Annotated in this window: 18 protein-coding genes and 1 tRNA gene; 14 read left to right on the forward strand and 5 right to left on the reverse strand. The window is 22.8% G+C overall.

Going from position 1 to position 21,206, the window contains the following annotated elements; translation table 11 throughout:
- The first annotated feature begins 1 nt into the window (after nt 1).
- From D9V79_RS00345 to metG, 5 genes are all read left to right on the forward strand, one after another.
- Nucleotides 2–751 (forward strand): 1-(5-phosphoribosyl)-5-[(5-phosphoribosylamino)methylideneamino] imidazole-4-carboxamide isomerase, encoded by a 750-nt coding sequence (locus tag D9V79_RS00345; protein ID WP_158351595.1) that lies wholly within the window; start codon nt 2–4, stop codon nt 749–751.
- Nucleotides 721–1,497: an imidazole glycerol phosphate synthase subunit HisF gene (hisF, locus tag D9V79_RS00350; RefSeq protein WP_158351596.1), complete on the forward strand. Its 777-nt coding sequence runs from the start codon at nt 721–723 to the stop codon at nt 1,495–1,497. Before D9V79_RS00345 ends, hisF begins: the two co-directional genes overlap by 31 nt.
- A complete protein-coding gene (hisIE, locus tag D9V79_RS00355) occupies nt 1,491–2,108 on the forward strand; it encodes a bifunctional phosphoribosyl-AMP cyclohydrolase/phosphoribosyl-ATP diphosphatase HisIE (protein WP_158351597.1) in 618 nt (205 codons plus the stop codon). Before hisF ends, hisIE begins: the two co-directional genes overlap by 7 nt.
- Before the next feature lie 155 nt (nt 2,109–2,263).
- Complete coding sequence (gene gnd / locus D9V79_RS00360; RefSeq protein WP_158351598.1) at nt 2,264–3,673, forward strand: decarboxylating NADP(+)-dependent phosphogluconate dehydrogenase; 1,410 nt, start codon at nt 2,264–2,266, stop codon at nt 3,671–3,673.
- Between the two features lie 182 nt (nt 3,674–3,855).
- Nucleotides 3,856–5,475 (forward strand): methionine--tRNA ligase, encoded by a 1,620-nt coding sequence (gene metG / locus D9V79_RS00365; protein WP_158351599.1) that lies wholly within the window; start codon nt 3,856–3,858, stop codon nt 5,473–5,475.
- Here metG and tilS read toward each other — a convergent pair.
- Both tilS and D9V79_RS00375 read right to left on the reverse strand, forming a co-directional pair.
- A complete protein-coding gene (tilS, locus tag D9V79_RS00370; protein ID WP_158351600.1) occupies nt 5,472–6,782 on the reverse strand; it encodes a tRNA lysidine(34) synthetase TilS in 1,311 nt (436 codons plus the stop codon). The two genes, metG and tilS, sit on opposite strands and share 4 nt — an antisense overlap.
- 52 nt (nt 6,783–6,834) lie before the next feature.
- Nucleotides 6,835–6,908, reverse strand: a tRNA-Val gene (locus tag D9V79_RS00375).
- Nucleotides 6,909–7,037: 129 nt separating this feature from the next.
- Between D9V79_RS00375 and D9V79_RS00380 the strand changes: the two genes are divergently transcribed.
- Both D9V79_RS00380 and tyrS read left to right on the forward strand, forming a co-directional pair.
- Complete coding sequence (locus tag D9V79_RS00380; RefSeq protein WP_158351601.1) at nt 7,038–7,652, forward strand: riboflavin synthase subunit alpha; 615 nt, start codon at nt 7,038–7,040, stop codon at nt 7,650–7,652.
- A gap of 162 nt (nt 7,653–7,814) precedes the next feature.
- Nucleotides 7,815–9,086, forward strand: a complete 1,272-nt coding sequence (gene tyrS / locus D9V79_RS00385) for a tyrosine--tRNA ligase (protein WP_158351602.1) — start codon at nt 7,815–7,817, stop codon at nt 9,084–9,086.
- Between the two features lie 2 nt (nt 9,087–9,088).
- On the opposite strand, the gene D9V79_RS00390 is transcribed toward tyrS, so the two are convergent.
- Nucleotides 9,089–9,469 carry an iron-sulfur cluster assembly accessory protein gene (locus D9V79_RS00390; RefSeq protein WP_158351603.1) on the reverse strand — a complete coding sequence of 127 codons (381 nt, stop codon included), beginning with the start codon at nt 9,467–9,469 and terminating at the stop codon, nt 9,089–9,091.
- Nucleotides 9,470–9,772: 303 nt separating this feature from the next.
- On the opposite strand from D9V79_RS00390, the gene D9V79_RS00395 reads away from it, so the two are divergent.
- The 7 genes from D9V79_RS00395 to pheT all read left to right on the forward strand — a co-directional run bounded on the left by D9V79_RS00395 (nt 9,773) and on the right by pheT (nt 17,615).
- Nucleotides 9,773–10,819 (forward strand): 3-deoxy-7-phosphoheptulonate synthase, encoded by a 1,047-nt coding sequence (locus D9V79_RS00395; protein WP_158351604.1) that lies wholly within the window; start codon nt 9,773–9,775, stop codon nt 10,817–10,819.
- A 177-nt stretch (nt 10,820–10,996) separates the two neighbouring features.
- Nucleotides 10,997–12,928, forward strand: a complete 1,932-nt coding sequence (gene thrS, locus D9V79_RS00400) for a threonine--tRNA ligase (RefSeq protein ID WP_158351605.1) — start codon at nt 10,997–10,999, stop codon at nt 12,926–12,928.
- 3 nt (nt 12,929–12,931) lie between these two features.
- Nucleotides 12,932–13,471, forward strand: a complete 540-nt coding sequence (infC, locus tag D9V79_RS00405) for a translation initiation factor IF-3 (RefSeq protein ID WP_158351607.1) — start codon at nt 12,932–12,934, stop codon at nt 13,469–13,471.
- A 41-nt stretch (nt 13,472–13,512) separates the two neighbouring features.
- Nucleotides 13,513–13,713: a 50S ribosomal protein L35 gene (rpmI, locus tag D9V79_RS00410; protein WP_158351609.1), complete on the forward strand. Its 201-nt coding sequence runs from the start codon at nt 13,513–13,515 to the stop codon at nt 13,711–13,713.
- A gap of 45 nt (nt 13,714–13,758) precedes the next feature.
- A complete protein-coding gene (gene rplT, locus D9V79_RS00415) occupies nt 13,759–14,127 on the forward strand; it encodes a 50S ribosomal protein L20 (protein ID WP_158351611.1) in 369 nt (122 codons plus the stop codon).
- Between the two features lie 81 nt (nt 14,128–14,208).
- On the forward strand, nt 14,209–15,222 hold the full coding sequence (gene pheS / locus D9V79_RS00420) for a phenylalanine--tRNA ligase subunit alpha (RefSeq protein ID WP_158351613.1): 1,014 nt from the start codon (nt 14,209–14,211) through the stop codon (nt 15,220–15,222).
- Nucleotides 15,222–17,615, forward strand: coding sequence for a phenylalanine--tRNA ligase subunit beta (pheT, locus tag D9V79_RS00425; protein ID WP_158351615.1), 2,394 nt, complete (start codon nt 15,222–15,224; stop codon nt 17,613–17,615). Before pheS ends, pheT begins: the two co-directional genes overlap by 1 nt.
- Before the next feature lie 574 nt (nt 17,616–18,189).
- Here the strand turns inward: pheT and glyS are convergent.
- Together glyS and glyQ are read right to left on the reverse strand one after the other, a co-directional pair.
- Nucleotides 18,190–20,283: a glycine--tRNA ligase subunit beta gene (gene glyS, locus D9V79_RS00430; RefSeq protein WP_158351617.1), complete on the reverse strand. Its 2,094-nt coding sequence runs from the start codon at nt 20,281–20,283 to the stop codon at nt 18,190–18,192.
- Complete coding sequence (gene glyQ, locus D9V79_RS00435; RefSeq protein ID WP_158351620.1) at nt 20,276–21,199, reverse strand: glycine--tRNA ligase subunit alpha; 924 nt, start codon at nt 21,197–21,199, stop codon at nt 20,276–20,278. Before glyQ ends, glyS begins: the two co-directional genes overlap by 8 nt.
- Nucleotides 21,200–21,206 lie beyond the last annotated feature (7 nt).

Raw genomic sequence — 21,206 nt, forward strand, 5'->3', positions numbered from 1 at the left:
TATGATTATTCCAGCTTTAGATATTCTGAATGATAAAATTGTTCGATTATATCAAGGTAATTATAATTTATTACAATATTATAATTATAAACTAAGCAATTTATTAAAATATTATGTTTCTTTAGGTATTAATATTATTCATATCGTTGATTTGGATGGTGCGAATAATCCTAAAAATAGGCAAAAAAAAACTTTTTTGAAGATTATAAATAAATTTAAGAATTATATACAAATAGGAGGAGGTATTCGTAATATCCATGATATAGAATATTTTTCTTCTTTAGGTGTCCAGAGAATAGTAATAGGGTCTGCTATTATTGATAAAATACATGAAATTCGAAAATGGATTGATTTATATGGTAATGATTTTATTGTAGCAGCATTAGATGTACGTATTATGAAGAATAATAAAAAAATAATTTTTACTAATGGATGGAAAAAAAATACTCATATAGAGTTAGAATCAATTTTAAAAAAATTGTTATCTTTTAATATAAAACATGTTTTATGTACAGATATTTCGTGTGATGGAACTTTGTTAGGCCCTAATTTAAATTTATATCAAGAAATAGTAGATAAATTTCCTTGTATTCATTTTCAAGCTTCTGGTGGTATTAGTACTATTGATGATATTACAAGATTGAAAAATACTAAAGTAGATAATATTATTATTGGACGAAGTTTATTAGAAAAGAGATTTACTATAGTAGAGGCAATGCAATGTTGGCAAAACGAATTATCCCATGTTTAGATGTTAGGAATGATCAAGTAGTTAAAGGAATACAATTTCGTAATCATCAGATTGTTGGTGATATTATATCTTTATCGAAAAAATATGCTATGGATGGAGCTGATGAATTGGTTTTTTACGATATTACTGCATCTGTAGATAATAGATTAGTTGATAAATCATGGATATATAAAGTTGCCGAAGTAATAGATATTCCATTTTGTGTAGCGGGTGGTATTAAGAATCTTAAAGATGTGAGTACTATTTTATCATTTGGTGCAGATAAAGTGTCAATTAATTCTCCTGCGATTAATGATCCTAATTTAATTACTCGTATTGCTGATCGTTTTGGAACACAATGTATTGTAGTAGGTATCGATTCATGGTATGACAAAAAAAATGATTGTTATTATGTGTATCAATATACAGGTGATCATAATATGATAAGAAAAACTGAGTTAAAAACTATTTCTTGGATACAAGAAGTACAAAAACGAGGTGCTGGAGAAGTTGTATTAAATATGATGAATCAAGATGGTATGTGTTATGGATATGATATTAAACAATTAAGAAAGATGAAAAACGTTTGTTCTGTGCCATTAATAGCGTCTGGAGGAGCAGGTACTATGTATGATTTTTATAATGTTTTTAGATTTTCAAATGTTGATGGTTCGTTAGCAGCATCTGTATTTCATCAAAATATGTTTAATATTAAAAAGTTGAAAAATTTTTTAATGAATATGGAGATAAATATTCGATTATGTTAAATAATTATCAATCATTAAGTATTCATTGGAATAAAATTACAGGGTTGTTGCCTTGTATAATACAAAATTTTATTTCTGGTGAAATTTTAATGCATGGTTGTATGAATAAGAAAGCTTTATATTTAACTCAAAAAAATAGAATCGTGACATTTTATTCAAGAAAACAAGAACAATTATGGGTAAAAGGTGAAAGATCAGGACATTTTTTACATGTGTTAACAATTAATACTGATTGTGATTGTGATGTTTTGTTAATACTAGTTAATTCTCTTAATATGACTTGTCATTTAAAACGAAATAGTTGTTTTATAGGTGTAAAAACATATTCTACTATTTTTTTTTATTTAGATAAAATTGTTCGAGATAAAAAATATTTAGATCATAATATTACATATACTACTCAGTTACATAAACAGGGTATAAATAAAATTGCTCAAAAAGTTGGTGAAGAGGCTGTTGAAACATTAATTTCATTTTTAAATAATAATATAAAAGATTGTATTAATGAATCTTCTGATCTTGTTTATCATTTATTAGTATTATTGCATAATCATAATTTAAATTTTAATTGTCTTATTAGTAATTTAAATATCCGAAGAAAAAATGATTAATTATATTAATTTATTATTATTTTTATAATATTGAAATTTTTATTAAATTTTATACAATGTAAATAAATGTATTATTATGGTTTGAAATAATATAAATTTTATATATAATTTATAGTTTTTATAATATTAATTCTGATATATTGGAGTTATAAAAAATGTTCAAGAATGATATTGGAGTTATAGGGATGGCCGTGATGGGTCGTAATTTAACGTTAAATATTGCCAGTCATGGTTATACAGTTTCTATATTTAATCGTACTCCTCAGAAAACAGAATATATAATTAAAAATTTTGATAATAAAACAATATTGCCGTTTTTTTCAATTAGTGGTTTTGTTAATTCTTTAAAAAAACCTAGATGTATTTTATTAATGGTACAATCAGGAAAAGCAACAGACAATATAATATTAAAATTGCTTTCTTATCTTTCTTCTGGTGATATTATTATTGATGGTGGTAATTCATTTTATAAAGATACTATTCGTAGATATTATAATTTGTTAAAATATAATGTTAATTTTATTGGTGCAGGAATTTCAGGTGGTGAATATGGCGCATTATATGGACCATCTATTATGCCTGGAGGGAATAAGTCTGCTTATAATTTTATTAAACCTATCTTAAAATCCATCGCAGCAAAAATTGGTAATGAATCATGTATTTCATATATTGGTCCGGATGGTTCTGGTCATTATGTGAAAATGGTACATAACGGTATTGAGTATGCTGATATGCAGTTAATTGCAGAATCTTATTCAATGTTACGACATATTTTAAATTTAAGTAATCAAGATATTTCTGATATATTTTCTCAATGGAATCAAGGTGAGTTAAATAGTTATTTAATTAAAATTACTAAAAATATTTTAAAAAAAAAAGATAGTAATGGTAATGATTTAATAGATTGTATTTTAGATCAAGCAGATACTAAGGGAACGGGTGAATGGGCTTGTAAGGAAGCATTAGAATTACATGAACCATTGACTTTAATTACTATGTCTGTTTTTTCACGATATATATCTGTTTTAAAATTACAAAGGATATTAGCTTCTAATATATTATTAGGTCCAAGAAATCATTGTATTATTCATAATCAGTCGGAATTTATTGAAAAAATTCGACAATCATTATATTTAGGGAAGATTATTTCGTATTCACAAGGTTTTTCACAATTAAGTCATGCTTCTCAAAAATATCATTGGAATTTAAAATATAGTAATATTGCTAAAATTTTTCGTTCAGGATGTATTATTCAGGCTCGGTTTTTAAATAAAATTGTTGAAGCATATAAATATGATAATACTACAATGAATTTATTATTATCACCATATTTTCAAGAATTAGCTAATAAGTATCAAAATACATTACGTCAAGTAGTATCTGATTCTATACAGTATGGGGTTGCTATTCCTGTTTTTTCATCTGCTATTTCATATTATGATAGTTATCGTACATCATTTTCTTCTGCTAATTTAATTCAAGCACAAAGAGATTATTTTGGAGCACATACTTATAAAAGATATGATCAAGATGGTGTTTTTCATACTAATTGGTCATCTTATTAATAGATGTATTTTATTTATTAGATATATTATTGTTGTAATGATGCAATATATTTTAATAGCATTGAAAATGTATCGTTATAATTTTTTTATTATTTTTTTTTTTTTTTTACAAAAATATTTATTCTATTATAAATATATAATATATTTTTAATATGATATTTTAATTAATAGATTAATATTTTATGAAGAAGAAATTTTTGGTTACTTGCGCATTACCATATGCTAATGGATCAATGCATATTGGACACATGTTCGAACATATTCAAGCAGATATATGGGTACGTCATCAACGTATGTTAGGTCATCAAGTATGGTTTATTTGTTCTGATGATGCTCATGGTACAGCAATTATGATTCAAGCAAAAAAAATGTCTATTACTCCAAAACAATTAATTAATACTTTTTTTCAGGAACATAAAAATGATTTAAAGTCTTTTAATATTTTATATGATTATTATTCTTCTACACATAGTAATAAAAATAAGTATTTTGTAAAAAAAATATATTATACTTTACAATTGAAACAATTAATTAAACAAAAAAATATTTTACAATTGTATGATGTTAAAGAAAAGATATTTTTACCCGATCGATTTGTTAAAGGTATTTGTCCAATTTGTTATGTGAATAATCAATATGGTGATAATTGTGAATCATGTGGTTCTATTTATAAAGCAATCGAGTTAATTCGTCCATTATCTAATCTTTCTGGCACTGTACCTATTATACGTAGTTCTAATCATTTATTTTTTAATTTAAATCGATTTAAACAAAGCTTACATGTTTGGATCAATTCAGGTGTTTTACAGAAACAGATATTAAATAAAACAAAAGAATGGTTTAATTTAGGATTAAAACAATGGAATATTTCTAGAGATGCTCCGTATTTTGGTTTTAAAATTCCTAATACTCATGAAAAATATTTTTATGTATGGTTAGATGCAATTATTTGTTATATTAGTACATTTAAAGAATTATGTGATAAAAGTAATTTTTTAGATTTTTATGAATTTTGGAATATAGATTCTCAAATAAAATTATATCATTTCATTGGGAAAGATATTATTTATTTTCATACTTTATTTTGGCCTGCTATTTTAGAAGCTGTAAATTTTAGAAAACCTAATAAAATATTTGTTCATGGTTATGTTACTTGGAATGGAACAAAATTATCTAAATCTCGTAGTTCTTTAATTTTAGTAAAAAAATGGTTTCAATATTTAGGTTCTGATAGTCTTCGATATTATTATGCTTCTAAATTATCTTCTAATATTGACGATATTGAAATTAATTTTCAAGAGTTAATAAATAAGATTAATTCTGATCTTGTGAATAAAATAGTTAATTTAGCATCACGAAGTTCTAGTTTTTTAAAGAATTATTTTGATAATATTTTATCATTAGAGTTGGATGATAAACAGTTATATCAAATATTTATTGATTCTTCAAAAATGATTAGTAGTTTTTTTAAAAAGAGGGAATTTAATTTAGTTATTAAACATCTTGTTAAGTTGTCAAATTTAGCTAATCAATATATAGATAATCAGAAACCATGGAGAATGTCAGTAATAGATAATTATGTTAAATTACATAATGTTTGTTCAATGGGTGTACAGTTATTTTATGTTATTATGATTTTTATTAAACCTATTTTACCAGATTTAGCAAAAAAAACTGAATTATTTTTGATGAAAAAGTTATGTTGGAGTGATATTCATAAACCTTTGTTAGGACATCGTATTAATTTATTTTATCCATTATATAATAAAATTGAATTAAATGTTATAAAAAAATTTTTTTAATGTTGATTAATGTTGTTAATCCATGATATATTCCAGGATTTATAATTATTATTTTTTTTGGGGTGGTCAATTAATAGAATTCCGATAATATAAATTAACGTATCATTGTAAAATAATAGTGGTATACGATTACGATTCCATGGAGGTATATTATGATATTGCCATATATTTTTAATTGGTGTTTTATAATTTTGAAAAATTATGATTTTTTTATTTGTTTGAAATCTAATATTTACTAAGTCATTTTTTTTAGGTTTTGGAATTTTTGTACCATATTTGTTTTGTATAATTTGACCTAATTGTTCAGGTAATTGTAATGGTCGTGTATAATTATGCCAAAAAATTATCTTTTTTTTTATAGATTTGTGTTTATCAATTTGAAAAATCATATTTTTGTATCGAGATATTTTGAAATTTTTAAATGGTATTGTAAATTTTGTATATTTTTGATGATATTGCATTAAGTAATAATAAATATTTTGGATTTGTAAATATGTTGGTATTATTTTTTTATATTTTTGTATCCATCTTCGTATTAGTAAAATCTGTGTTTCTTGTTGAATAGTTTGAAGATTTTGTATATTAAGTATATTCTTGAATACTAGATGTTTTAATAATGTATTATCTAAAAATTGGTTTAAAGATTTTTCTTGTATATAAAAGATTTGCATGCTTTTATAACAATTTTTTTGAAAAAATGGCCATTTTTTTTCTATATTTTTTATAATTTTGTTTCTGATAAAATTACGATCATATTTATTGTTAAAATTACTGTTATCTTCAATCCAATCAAGATTATTGGATATTGCCCATTGATACAATTGTTTTTTTTTATATCTTAATAATGGTCTAAAAAGAGTTTTATTTTCATCTATTTTTTTTACGTATGATATACCAGATAAACCAGATAAACCACTACCACGTTTTAAGGATAAGAATAGTGTTTCACATTGGTCATCTAAATGATGTGCTGTGAGTAATATTTCATTTTTATTCATGTGGTTTATAATTATTTTATATCGGATTTTTCTTGCGTTTTCTTGAAAGTTATTTGTATTTGGTATAGTAATTTGTTTAATGATTAGTGGAATATTGATTATTTTACATATTTTTTGACAATGTTTACTCCAGTGGTATGATTTAATATTGATTTGATGATCAATGTGAATAGCTCTTAATTTTAAATTTGGGTATTTTTTTTTCCATTGAACTAGTTGGTACAATAATACAGTTGAATCCAATCCTCCGCTATAAGATAATAATATAGATTGGTTTTTATTGATTAAATTGATAAATTCTGTGATCAATATTTTATTATATCCTTTATTTATATTATATAAAAATTATTTTATTTTTTATTGCGTTCGAGTGGATTTGAACCACTGACTTTCACTATGTCATAGTGACACTCTAACCAACTGAGTTACGAACGCAAGTTTCAATATATCTATTATATACAAAAAAATATTATTTATGTAAGATTAGTTTTCTTTATTTCATATATTTTTTATTATATATTATATTATATTGTGTGTCTATTAATTTTAAATTTGGATATAATTATGTTTACTGGTATTATACAAGGAATAGCTATTGTTTCATCTATAAAAAAAAAGTACCAATTTTTTACATATAATATGAAATTTCCCAATTATTTAACATTAAATTTAAATATTGGTGCTTCTGTATCAAATAATGGTTGTTGTTTAACTGTAACGAAAATTCATAATCATCATGTTTATTTTGATGTTATTCAGGAAACGTTAATCAAAACAAATTTGTCTTTATTGAGTGTTGGATCAAAAATTAATGTTGAGAGATCATTAAAATTTGGAGATGAGGTGGGTGGTCATTTATTAACAGGTCATATTATTGGTACTGCAAAAATTTGTAATATTATTCATACTAATAATAATAGAAAAATTTTTTTTCAAGTTCAGGATGTATGGAAGAAATATATTTTTTTAAAAGGTTTTATTGCAATTGATGGAATTAGTTTAACAGTGAGTGATATAAAAAATAATATTTTTTGTGTATGTTTCATTCCTGAAACTTTATGTAATACTAATATTTCAATGAAAGTTATAGGAGATATCGTAAATATTGAAGTAGATTATTATACTCAGATAATTATTGATAGATTAGAAAAACTGAATTTTAATCATATTATACATTAAATATTTTTTGATAAAATGTGTTTTTATAAATAAGGTATTTTATAGATAATAATTATAATCATTTTTATATAAATTTTATTATATTAATTATGAATGATTATATTTATTTATTATTGTATCATTATATAATGATATACAATTATATAAGGTTTAAAAAATTTTATGGTTTGTTTAAACTTGTTTGATGAGTTAAAATTTAGAGGTTTTATTTCAAAAATTAGTAATATTGATGGTTTAGAAAAAATAATCAATCATAATGTTATTACATTGTATTGTGGTTTTGATCCAACTTCTGATAGTTTACATATTGGACATCTTGTACCTTTGTTTTGTTTAAAATGGTTTCAAAAATATAATCATAATATTATTGTTTTGCTTGGGGGTGCTACAGGTCTCATTGGTGATCCAAGTTTTAAAAATCAAGAAAGAGAATTTAATATTTCTGAAAAGGTAATATGTTGGAATACGAAAATTAAAAATCAAATATTTTATTTATTTCAAAATTTAGGTGTTTTTTCTCCTTTAATTGTCAATAATTATGATTGGTTTAAAAAAATAAATATTATTTCATTTCTTCGTGATATTGGAAAGTATTTTTCAGTAAATAAAATGATAAATAGAAAATCTGTGAAAAATAGAATTAATAGGATAGAACAAGGAATATCATTTACAGAATTTTCTTATAATTTATTGCAATCGTATGATTTTTTAAAATTATATAAAAAATATCATGTAATTTTACAAATTGGAGGTTCTGATCAATGGGGTAATATTTCATCTGGGATTGAATTAATACGTCGTGTATGTCATGAACAAGTTTTTGGATTAACTATTCCATTATTGACTCAATCGAATGGAATGAAGTTTGGTAAAACAGAAAAAAATGAGAGTATTTGGTTAGATAGTGAAAAAACTACGTCGTATAAATTTTATCAATTTTGGTTAAATGTTGAAGATGATAAGATTATTGATTTTTTAAAATTATTTACTTTTTTAAGTATTTCAAAAATTAACCAAATACAAAAAAATAATAATATAAAAAGTGATTTTTTTTATTTAAAATCTATTCTTGCGGATGCTGTAACGCGTATAGTGCATGGTAAAGAAGAATTAAAATCAGCGAAAAGGATTACTAATATTTTGTTTTATGGAAATTGTAATAAATTAACTAAATTAGATTTTTATCAACTTAAAAAAGACGGGATTCCGTCTCTTATTTTAAACGGGGAAGAAGATTTACGTCAAGTTTTAGTGAATACAAAATTATCTTCTTCTCGTAATCATGCGTATCAATTGATTATTTCTAATGCTATTCGTATTAATAATAGAAAAGAAACAAACCCAAAATATGTATTTTGTTATTCAGATAAATTGTTTGGAAAATTTACTTTGATTACTAGAGGAAAAAAAAATCACTTTTTATTGTGTTGGTGATATTAGATTTTTTGATTGTTTGTATTTATATTAAAACTTTCTCCACAACCACAAAATTGTTGAACATGAGGATTATTAAATTTGAATTTCATATTTATTCCATCTTCTTTAATAAAATCAATTGTTGTGCCGTCTATTATATGCATATATTTGATTGGAATTTGTATAATAATGTTATATTTATTATATATATAATATTTTTTTGTGAATATTTTTTTTGTATCAGATATTAAAGAAAGATAGTATCGAAAACCAGCACATCCAGATTTTTTAATATTAATTTGAATAGATTGAACATGTTTATTTTTTTTTATTAAGTATTGTATTTGTTTTTTTGCTTTATCTGTTATAGTAATTCCTTTCCATATTTTTTTATTTTTCATAGTGTTAGATCTATATAAAATTAAATTGTTATTTTAGGATTATAATATTAATTTGATAAAATATTCATGTAAATTTTATTTTAAAATTTATTATTTTTGAAGAAACTAATTGATTACAAAAAATGTTATTTGCATTTAGGTAAATAAAATAATTAAATTTTTATTTGGTTTTGATGTTTTAAAATAATTATTTATTTTATATTTTCTAATATAATTCACATGATATCAGTTTATATTGCTTGTTGATTGTGTAAATTATTATATTATAATTGTAAATATAATAAATTTATTTTAGAGAATAAGATGAAAACAACAGATGGATTACATACAATACGAATTGATCCATTAATTACTCCTAATGATTTAGCAAAATGTCATGCTTTAAATGAAGAAATGATAGATAATATTATTATTACACGTAAAAATATTTTTAATATTATGACTGGTCAAGATAGACGTTTATTAGTAATTATTGGTCCATGTTCAGTACATGATCCGGATGCAGCGGTAGAATATGCTGGTTATCTTAATGAAATGCGTAAAAAATATTATTCTAGATTAGAAATTGTTATGCGAACATATTTTGAAAAACCTCGTACTGTTGTTGGCTGGAAAGGATTAATTTCTGATCCAGATATAAATAATAGTTTTCGTGTTAATCATGGATTGTCAGTAGCGCGAAAATTATTATTAGATATTAATAAATTAGGTATGCCTGCTGCCACAGAATTTTTAGACATTGTTATTGGTCAATTTATTGCTGATTTAATTAGTTGGGGAGCAATTGGAGCTCGTACTACAGAAAGTCAAATTCATAGAGAAATGGCTTCTGCATTATCTTGCCCAGTAGGATTTAAAAATGGAACAGATGGTAATATTGGTATTGCAATAGATGCTATACGAGCAGCTCGAGTGCGTCATTTGTTTTTAGCTCCAGATAAAGATGGACAAATGACTATTAATCACACTAGTGGAAATCCTTGTGGACATATTATTATGCGTGGTGGAAGATATCCTAATTATCATGAAAATGATATTCAGTTAGCAGTATCAAAATTAAAAAAATTTAATTTACCTGAATATTTAATGATTGATTTTAGCCATGGAAATTGTTTAAAACAACATCGTTTACAATGTAATGTTGCAGAAACAGTATGTAAACAAATTATGGATGGTTGTACTCATATTGCTGGTGTAATGATTGAAAGTTTTTTAAAAGAAGGTTCGCAAAAAATGATGGATAAAGAACAATTATTATATGGTCAATCTATTACAGATCCATGTTTAGGGTGGGAAGATAGTATTTTAATTCTTGAACAATTAGCAAAAGCTATTGATAGTCGTTTTTAATATTTATACCAGTCGGATATGACTGGTATTATATAACTTGATAGAGATTCATATATAATTTATAAAATTTACGATTTCTGGATCGTATTATTTAAATATAAATAGATTTATATTTATTCAATTTTTTATATATAATATATTTAAATATTGTATTATTGTTTTATATAAGGATTAGGAATGCTTGTTGTTACTTTATTAAATGGAATGAAGCGAGTATATCAAAAAAGTATGATTTCAATATTCGAAGTAGCAGAAGATATTAAAAAGGGATTAGGACACATTGCTATTGGTGCAATAATGAATGATCGTTTCGTAAATATTAATACTTTAATTATTCAAGATTCTAAAATATTTATTTTAACTATAAAAGATGAAAAATCTATTAGTTTTATTCAACGTTCTTGTGTTCAGTTATTATCTTATGCTTGTAAAATAAAATGGCCATGTTCAAAAATAGGTATGGGTAATATTTTAAAAAATGGATTCTATTGTGATATTGATGTAAAACATAATATTAGTAAGAAAGATATTTATGATTTAGAAATCTTAATGACAAAATTAATTAAAAAAAAATATTGTATTATTCATAAAAAAATTTTAAAAAAAGATGTAATAAATATTTTTGAAAAAAAAAATGAAATATATAAAGTTCAATATATTAGCAAATATTTTAGCGATTATAATACGATAGATGTTTATTATCATGAAAAATATTTAGATATTAGTTTAGGTGAACAAGTATCAAATATACAATTTTGTAAATATTTTAAATTACAAAATTGTTCTGGAGCTTATTGGGAAGGTAATAAGTCTAATAAGATGTTACAACGAATTTATGGAACGGTATGGTTAAATCATAGTCAATTATTAAAATATTTAAATCATTTAAAGGTTATAAAAAATAAAGATCATCGTGTAATTAATAAAAAAATGGAATTATATCATATACAAGAAGAAGCTGCAGGTATGATATTTTGGCATCATAATGGATGGATCATTTTTAAAGAATTAGAAAAATTTATTCGTTTTCAATTAACTAAGTGGAAATATGAAGAAGTGAAAACACCTCTTTTAATGCATCGAACTTTATGGGAAATTAGCGGTCATGTTGAAAATTTTAAAGATTTTATATTTTCTACTACTTTAGAACATAAAGAATATTTTATTAAACCTATGAATTGTCCAGCACATATACAAATTTTTAATTGTGGTTTAAAGTCGTATCGTGATCTTCCAGTACGTATTTCAGAATTTGGTACTTGTCACCGTAATGAACCTTCAGGTTCGTTACATGGTTTAATGAGATTACGTAATTTTACTCAAGATGATGCACATATATTTTGTACAGAAGATCAAATTCAAGAAGAAATTACAAGTTGTATTAAAATGATTTTTAATGTTTATAAAACGTTTGGTTTTGAAAAGATACATGTTCATTTTTCCACTAGACCAAAAAACAGAATTGGTGAAAATGATATTTGGGATAAATCAGAATTAGCTTTAAAAAATTCATTGTTAATTAATCATGTTAATTTTAAGGTAAAAGAAGGTGAAGGTGCATTTTATGGTCCTAAAATAGAATTTATTCTAGAAGATAGTTTAAATCGATTATGGCAATGTGGTACAATACAACTTGATTTTTATTTATCTGAAAGATTTTCTGCTTTTTATATAGATAAAAATAATTGTCATAAAACTCCAGTAATGATCCATAGAGCAATATTAGGTTCTATAGAAAGATTTATTGGAATTTTATTAGAAGAATATTCTGGTTTTTTGCCTACTTGGTTATCACCTATACAGATTATGATTATTAATGTTAACATGCATAATATTCAATATGCTATTAATATTAAAAAAAAATTTTTTCATTTAGGTATACGTGTCAAATGTGATGTAGACAATGAAAAAATGAATTTTAAAATTCGTAAATATACTATTCAACGTATTCCATATATATTGATTTGTGGAGATCAAGAAATGAGATTAAATAAAATTAGTATTCGTAATAGGAATAAAAAAATTATTAATTTAATAGATGTAAATTTTTTTATACAACATATCACATTGGAAATTCAAAATCGTAGTTTTTGTCAAATGGGGGAATAAAGTATTAAAATTGGTAATCGTATGCAATTAGTTAAACCAAATCGTATTAATAATGAAATAAAAGTAAAAAAAATTAGATTAATTGGAATAAATAATGAGTTATTTGGAATTATGACTATTCAAGAAGCTTTGAGATATGCTGAATCTTCAGGAGCTGATTTAGTTGAAATTAGTCCTCATGCCAAACCTCCTGTGTGTCGTATTATGAATTATGGAAAATTTTTATATAAAAAAAATAAAAACCTTAAAGAACAGAAAAAAAAACAAAAAATTGTACAAATTAAAGAAATTAAATTACGACCTGGTACAGAAGAAAGTGATTATCAAGTTAAATTACGTAATTTAATTAAATTTTTAAAACAAGGTAATAAAGTTAAAGTTACATTACGATTTAGAGGTCGAGAAATGGCTCATCAAGATATTGGTATTCAAGTATTAAAAAGAATTCAACATGATTTAGTTGAATTTTCTATTTTAGAATCGTTTCCTTCTAAAATAGAAGGACGACAGATGATTATGATATTAAATCCTAAAAAAAAATAATTTTATTATTTTATATGATTTTAATTTGAGTATAATTAATTATGTCAAAAATGAAAACATTAAAAAGTGCTGCGAAAAGATTTAAACAATATTCGTTTGGAAAATTTAAACGTAAACAAGCTAATTTACGTCATATTCTCACTAAAAAAACATCGAAACGTAAAAGACATCTTCGTGTGAAAATTATTGTTTCAAAACATGATTTGAGACAAGTGAAATCTTGTTTGCCTTACTTTAATTAATACATAATTATAGTAATATTTTTATATATTTTAATAGGAGTTTTAATGGTTCGTATTAAACGAGGCGTCATTGCTCATGCTCGTCATAAAAAGATTTTAAAACAAGCGAAAGGGTATTATGGTGCTCGATCTCGAGTTTATCGAGTTGCTTATCAAGCAGTTATTAAATCAGGTCAGTATGCATATCGTGATAGAAGACAAAAAAAAAGACAATTGAGAAGATTATGGATTTCAAGAATTAATGCAGCAGTTAGAAAAAGTAATATAACATATAGTATTTTTATGTATGGATTAAAAAAGTTGAATATTATTATAAATCGTAAATGTTTATCTAATATTGCTTTTTGTGATCGGGATACATTTAATTTATTAATACAAAAATCTCAAGATGCTGTACAAGAAATGATTAATTAGTTTTTGTATTATGTATAATGTAGTAAAAATGGATAATATAAGCTTCCTTATGGAAGCTTTATTTAATTATGTGTCATAATTATGAAAAACAAAGTTATTAATAAAAATAATTTGATTAACAATTTTACAACATCCATGAGTCTTGTTAAAAATGTGAACGATTTAGAAAAATTAAGAGTTAAATATCTTGGAAAACGAGGATATATTCAATTAGAAATTAATCAATTACGGGAAATGCCATATGAAAAGAAAAAAAAAATTGGAAAAATAATTAATGATATTAAAAAATATATTTATCATGAAATTAAAATTAAAAAAACATATTTAGAAAATGTCACAGTACAACATCAGGTATTTTCAGAGCAATTAGATATTTCTCTTCCAGGACGAAAGGAAAGTATTGGATCTATACATCCGATTACTCAAATGATTTATTATATAGAATCTTTTTTTAATAAATTAGGATTTAATATTATTCATGGTGGTTTGGAAATAGAAAATGATTTTCATAATTTTGAAGCTTTAAATATACCTAAGTTTCATCCTGCTCGGAATCTTCAAGATACTTTTTGGTTTGATTCTGAAAGACTTTTAAGAACACAAACGTCGAATATGCAAATTCGTATTATTAAAGAAAAACAACTTCCTATTCAAGTTATTGTTCCAGGAAAAGTGTTTCGAAAAGATTGTGATGTTACACATAGTCCTATGTTTCATCAAATAGAAGGTTTAGTAATTGATAAAAATATTAATTTTGCGCATTTAAAATGGATTATTAATAGTTTTTTGAATGATTTTTTTAATGAAAAAATGCAATTTAGATTTCGATCTTCTTATTTTCCTTTTACTATTTTATCTGCTGAAGTTGATATTATGCAAAATGATTGTTCATGGTTAGAAATTTTAGGTTGCGGTATGGTACATCCGAATGTTTTGAAACGTTTTAATATTAATAATAATATATATTCTGGATTAGCATTTGGTATTGGAATTGAAAGAATTATTATGTTATATTATGGTATTCAAGATTTACGTTTATTTTTTAAAAATGATTTAAAATTTCTTAAACAATTTAAAAGAAGTAGGTATTATTAATGCGATTTAGTGAAAAATGGCTTTGTGATTGGATTAATCCTTTAGTTAATATTTCGAATATTTATACACAAATGACACAGTCTGGATTAGAAGTAGAAGAGATCAAAGAAAATATATCGAATAATTTATACAATGTAGTTATTGGTGAAATTATTTCATGTTCTTTTCATGACACTTTACAAGATTATCAAATATTAACAATCAATTTGGGTCAAATTAAAAAATTAATAGTTATTTGTAATAAAAAAAAATATCAAATTAATACAAAAGTTGTTGTTGCTAAAATTGGATCAATATTATCGAATAATGTTGTTATTAATGAATTAAAAATTGGTAATGTATATTCATATGGTAAAATATGTTCATTTAATGATTTAGGTATGTTTGGAGGTTGTAAAAATATTATAGAGGTTCCAAATAATATTAAGGTAGGAAGTAATTTGTATGATTGTGAATTTTATCGTGATCATATATTTAAAATGAACATTTTACATAACAGAATGGATGCTTTAGGTATTTTAGGTATTGCAAGAGAGATATCTATTTTAAATAATTTTGAATTGCCTAAAATTAATCATGTTAATATTTTACAAAAGACAACAGATCAATTTAAAATAAATGTAAAAATTGATGATATTGCATTTAGTTATAGAACAATATTAATTAAAAATATTAATTTAAAAGTTGAAACCCCTTTGTGGATGAAAGAAAGGTTACGAAAATGTCATGTTGATTCGGTAAATATTGTTGTTGATATTTTAAATTATGTACGTATAGAATTAGGACAATTTTTTTATGTTTTTAATTTTTTAAGTCAAATAGATAAGATATCTTTAGAATTTTGTAATATTTTTAATAAAAAACAATATTATTATAAAAATATTGTTTTAAATAATAAAGTTATAGTGTTTTCTAGTATTGGGGAAATTTTGTCGGTTATAGGAATTAATAATTCTGATATTTTTTCTATTAATTTAGATGATACTTCATTGTATATTGCGTCTTTCTTTATTGATTTGGAATTATTGTCTAATTCATTATATCATTTTAAGAGAAGTAATCCCAATTTTATTATAAATGATTATTATGTTGATCCTGCGTTACAGACAAAATCCATTAATTATATATCTAGTTTATTTTTAAAAATTTGTGGAGGTGATTCTGGTCCTGTTGTTAAATATATTTCTAAAAAATATTATACGTATATTAAGGTCATTCGTTTATATTATCAAAATATTAAACGAATAGTAGGGTATGATATTAATCATAATATAGTGTATAATATTTTAGATCGATTAGGATATAATATAATTAGGAGTAATAGTCAGTTTTATGATCTTTTGCCTCCGACTTGGAGATTAGATATAAAAATTGAAGAAGATATTATTTCAGAAATAGTACGTATTTATCAGTATGATAATATTGTTCCTATTTATTTTAAAGTTTATGATCCTGTTATTAAAAATAATATAGCAGAAAACGTTTTAAAAAGAGCTAAATATGCTTTAGTTGATAAAGGTTATCATGAAATTATTAGTTATAGTTTTGTTAATGTTCATATGCAACGTTTAATGTATCCGAATAAAAAATATTTATCTTTATTAAATCCCATTTCTCGAGATTTGTCATGTATGCGTATTTCGTTATGGATTGGTTTAATTAAAACATTTTTATATCATCAAAATCGACAATATAATGAAATTAAATTATTTGAAAGTGGTTTATGTTTTTCACCTAATACAAAAGAATTATTAAAAGTAAAACAAGATTTATTACTTTCAGGTATTATGGGGTCGAGTATCAATGATAAAAAACATTGGGATGTTTCTATGAAAAAAATGGATTTTTATGATATTAAAGGGGATGTGGAATTTTTGTTGGAGTCTATTGGATATTTGGATGATATTCATTTTGGTTATAAACAAATATATGGATTACATCCTCATCAAAGTGCGGTCATTTATTATAAAAATGTAATTATTGGTAGTTTTGGTGCTTTACATCCTATATTGTTAAAAAAATTTGATATAATTGGTAATGTATTTTTATTTGAGTTTTTTTGGAAAAAAATGCCTTTTAATTATATTATTAATATAAAAAATTTTTCTGATTTTCCTATTAGCATTAGAGATATTTCAATATTGGTAGATAACAATATTTTTGTGGGTAATCTTATTCAGGAATGTAAAAAAAAATTTTTATATGATATAGTAGATATTAAAATATTTGATGTATATAAAGGTACTGGTATACCTCAAGGAAAAAAAAGTGTTTCTTTGTCTTTAATATTTCAAAATTGTTATAAGACTTATAAGGATCAAGAAGTGAATGATATGACTAATACTTGTATGGAAATTTTAAAAAAAAAATTTGGTGCTGTGTTACGTAAGTAGTTATATTTTTAAGTATGGTATTTAAAATTGATATGATATTATTTGGTAATATAAAAATAATTTATAAATATGTTTTTATTAATATATATTTAAAATTTAATTGTTTAATTATTTCTTTTATTAATTATAATAGTTATAATGATGATAAATTAGAATTATTTCATTGATAAATTTATTTATAATTATAAATATATTTTTTATAATATAGTTAATTATATTTAATATTTTATAATTAACATGTATTTTATAATATTTTTATTATATTTTGTTATTTATATAATCTTTATGTTCAATATTATTCACATAATTTTCCAGCAGTTATAGTATTGTATTGGATAAAATTTTATATTTTTATTTATCTTTATATGTGATATAATATTATTATATTTTAATTTAAATATTTAAGGATATGATAATAAATTGTATATAATATCATAAATATTGTATTCGATATGTTTTATTTATTTTTGAATATTATAATATTATATATAATATTGTATTTTTGAAAAATATAAAATATTAATAAAATAAAATAATAAGTTTTACATTGATATTATATTGTTGTTTTTATAATTTATTTAGAATTATCAATTGTAGGTTGTAATATTAAAAAATTAGTAATTTTTAAAAAAGTATTTTTTATTTCTATTAATAATTGGATTCTATTATTTTTTAATTGATCATTATCATATTTAATAGAAATTGTATTTAATAAATTGTTTGTTATTTTACTTAGGATAAATAAAATTTTTAATGATTTTTTATATTTTTGTTTTGCAATATAAGCATGTAAAATTTTTATAATGTTATTAGTTTGAATAAATATTTTTTTTTCTTTTAAATTGTTTATTATTTTTAAAGATATTATATTTTTTTTGTTTGATTGTATGGTTATGGTATTAATTAGATTGTATATTCTCTTGTAAGTAATGAATAATGTATTGAAGTGTATGTGATTTTTAAATTTTTGTAGTGCTCTAATTCTTAAATGTATATCGAATATATTGTTTATTTTATGTGATAATACGGATTGAATAATATTAGTATTGTATTGTTTTTTGTGATACCATGTATATATTCTATTGAATATAAATTTCATAATTTTATTTTCAATATTATTTTGGGTATTTATATGGTATAAATGAATTGATTTTTGGATTAATTTTAATAGATTAATATTGATTTTTTTTTTTAAAATAATTTTTATAATACCAATAGAAGATCGTCTTATTTGTAATGGATCTTTATTTTTTGTGGGTTGTTGATTAATTATGAATAATCCTACTATAGTATCGATTTTATCTGTTATAGACAATATACATCCAATTAAATTAGATGGGATTAAATCTGTAGAAAATTTTGGTTGATATTGTTCTTTTAATGATATTGCAATATGTTTAGGTTCATTATTATTTAAAGCATAATACATACCGACAATACCTTGTAATTCTGGAAATTCATAAACCATCTGGGTTTTTAAATCGCATTTTGATAAATAAGCAACACGAATACTATCTTGTATATTTATAGTTACGTATTTAGATATATATTGTATTAATTTTATTAATCTTTTAGTTTTGTCATACATAGATCCTAATTTTTTTTGAAATATAATATTTTTTAGTAAAGGTAAATATGATTCTAATGTTTTTTTTTTATCGTTATGTAGAAAGAAATTGATATCAGATAATTTAGCGTGTAAAACACGTTCATTTCCTTTAATAATTTGATTAGGATTACTACATTCAATATTAGCAATAATAAGAAAATGGTTAGTTAATTGATTATTTTTATTATATACCGGCAAGTATTTTTGTATTGATTCTAGGATATATATTAATATTTTTTTTGGAATAGATAAAAATTTTTTTTTAAATTTGCCGTGTAATACTATTGGCCATTCTACTAAACAAGCAATTTCTTCTAATAAATTGTGTGAAATATTTAATTTTCCATTTATATTTTGTATAATATTTTGTGCTTTTTCTTGAATAATATTTTTTCTTTCGTGAAAATTTGGTATTACTTGTCCATTATGTATTAGTAATTTTTCGTATTCTTTTGCATGATGGATTTTAATTTTTTTTGGTATGGTAGATATGTTTCCGAATACATATCGATTTGAAGTAATTCCAAATATATTTGATATAATGGATTTTTGATTAATTAGTATGGTAATATTTCTTATAGGTCTTAAAAATTTTATTTTTTTTTCATTCCATAGCATAATTTTTGAATCAGAAATTTTTTCTATTGAAGATTGAATAATTTTAGGAATAATATCTTTGATGTTTTTTTTTTTTGAATAGCTTTCATATAATAACCATTCTCCTTTGTTGTTTTTAAATGTTTTCACATTATTAATATGTATATTAAATTTTTCCATCCATTTTGCTGCAGCAAGAGTTAATTGGCCTTGATGATCAAATGCATTTTTGATTGCAGGTCCTTTTTTTTTTATTACTTTTTTCGTAGATGATATTTTTATTTTTTTAATCTGTATTGCTATTCTTCGAGGTGTATAAAATAATTGTGCATGATTAAAAAAAATAGAATATTTTTTTAATTCACATTGAACATTTTGATAAAAATTTTTTGCTATTTTTTTAATCATGTTTGATGGCATGTCTTCTGTTCCTATTTCTACTAAAATAGTTTTATCATTCATTTTTATTTTGCCTTGAGTATAGTAGAGGAAAACCTTTTTTTTTTCTAAATTTGTAATAACATTTTGCTATTTTTGTTGATATTTTTCGTATTTTAGAAATATATTGTTTCCTTTCAGTATTAGAAATAATTTGTTTTGCATCAATTAAATTAAAATTATGTGTTGCATATAGTATATGTTCATAAGCAGGAACAATTAATTTTGGTTTTAATAGTAGTAATCGTTCTGATTCTAATAAATGTTGATTAAATAAATTGGATAAAGTGTGAATATTAGAGTGTTGAAAATTATATATCGATTGTTCTATTTCATTTTGATAAAATAATTCTTTGTAGGTAATTTGATGAAATTTATTTTTATCCCATACAATTTCATATATAGTATTAACATTTTGGAGATTCATAGCTATTCTTTCTATTCCATATGTTATTTCTACTGTAACTGGATCACAATTTAATCCTCCTATTTGTTGAAAATAAGTGAATTGTGTAATTTCCATACCGTTTAACCATATTTCCCAACCTATACCCCATGCTCCTAAAGTAGGGTTTTCCCAATTATCTTCTATAAATCGTATGTCATTTTGTATTGGATTGAGGTTAATATTTTTTAGTGATTGTAAATATAATAATTGAATATTTTTAGGTGCAGGTTTAATAACTACTTGAAATTGATAATATTGTTGTAATCTATTTGGATTTTGACCATATCGTCCATCGGTTGGTCTTCTCGAAGTTTGTAAGTATGCCATATTTAATGGTTCTGGACCAATTGCTTTTAAGAAAGTATGATAATGAAATGTTCCAGCTCCTACCGTGATATCTATTGGTTGCATAATAATACAACCATGTTGTGACCAAAATTGTTGTAATTTTAATATTAAATTATGGCATGTTGTAGTATTTTTTGTATTCATCGTTGTT

The organism is Buchnera aphidicola (Stegophylla sp.) (genome assembly GCF_005080785.1).
Taxonomy (GTDB): Bacteria; Pseudomonadota; Gammaproteobacteria; order Enterobacterales; family Enterobacteriaceae; genus Buchnera_L; species Buchnera_L aphidicola_AQ.

What these genes read in the sequence shown, in the direction of transcription:
- glyQ (WP_158351620.1), bottom strand. Translation starts at nt 21,199, where the DNA reads ATGAATACAAAAAATACTACAACATGCCATAATTTAATATTAAAATTA.
- pheS (WP_158351613.1), top strand. Translation starts at nt 14,209, where the DNA reads ATGAAAAACAAAGTTATTAATAAAAATAATTTGATTAACAATTTTACA.
- hisF (WP_158351596.1), top strand. Translation starts at nt 721, where the DNA reads ATGTTGGCAAAACGAATTATCCCATGTTTAGATGTTAGGAATGATCAA.
- gnd (WP_158351598.1), top strand. Translation starts at nt 2,264, where the DNA reads ATGTTCAAGAATGATATTGGAGTTATAGGGATGGCCGTGATGGGTCGT.
- hisIE (WP_158351597.1), top strand. Translation starts at nt 1,491, where the DNA reads ATGTTAAATAATTATCAATCATTAAGTATTCATTGGAATAAAATTACA.
- thrS (WP_158351605.1), top strand. Translation starts at nt 10,997, where the DNA reads ATGCTTGTTGTTACTTTATTAAATGGAATGAAGCGAGTATATCAAAAA.
- D9V79_RS00395 (WP_158351604.1), top strand. Translation starts at nt 9,773, where the DNA reads ATGAAAACAACAGATGGATTACATACAATACGAATTGATCCATTAATT.
- rpmI (WP_158351609.1), top strand. Translation starts at nt 13,513, where the DNA reads ATGTCAAAAATGAAAACATTAAAAAGTGCTGCGAAAAGATTTAAACAA.
- D9V79_RS00380 (WP_158351601.1), top strand. Translation starts at nt 7,038, where the DNA reads ATGTTTACTGGTATTATACAAGGAATAGCTATTGTTTCATCTATAAAA.
- glyS (WP_158351617.1), bottom strand. Translation starts at nt 20,283, where the DNA reads ATGAATGATAAAACTATTTTAGTAGAAATAGGAACAGAAGACATGCCA.
- rplT (WP_158351611.1), top strand. Translation starts at nt 13,759, where the DNA reads ATGGTTCGTATTAAACGAGGCGTCATTGCTCATGCTCGTCATAAAAAG.
- D9V79_RS00390 (WP_158351603.1), bottom strand. Translation starts at nt 9,469, where the DNA reads ATGAAAAATAAAAAAATATGGAAAGGAATTACTATAACAGATAAAGCA.
- pheT (WP_158351615.1), top strand. Translation starts at nt 15,222, where the DNA reads ATGCGATTTAGTGAAAAATGGCTTTGTGATTGGATTAATCCTTTAGTT.
- tyrS (WP_158351602.1), top strand. Translation starts at nt 7,815, where the DNA reads ATGGTTTGTTTAAACTTGTTTGATGAGTTAAAATTTAGAGGTTTTATT.
- metG (WP_158351599.1), top strand. Translation starts at nt 3,856, where the DNA reads ATGAAGAAGAAATTTTTGGTTACTTGCGCATTACCATATGCTAATGGA.
- D9V79_RS00345 (WP_158351595.1), top strand. Translation starts at nt 2, where the DNA reads ATGATTATTCCAGCTTTAGATATTCTGAATGATAAAATTGTTCGATTA.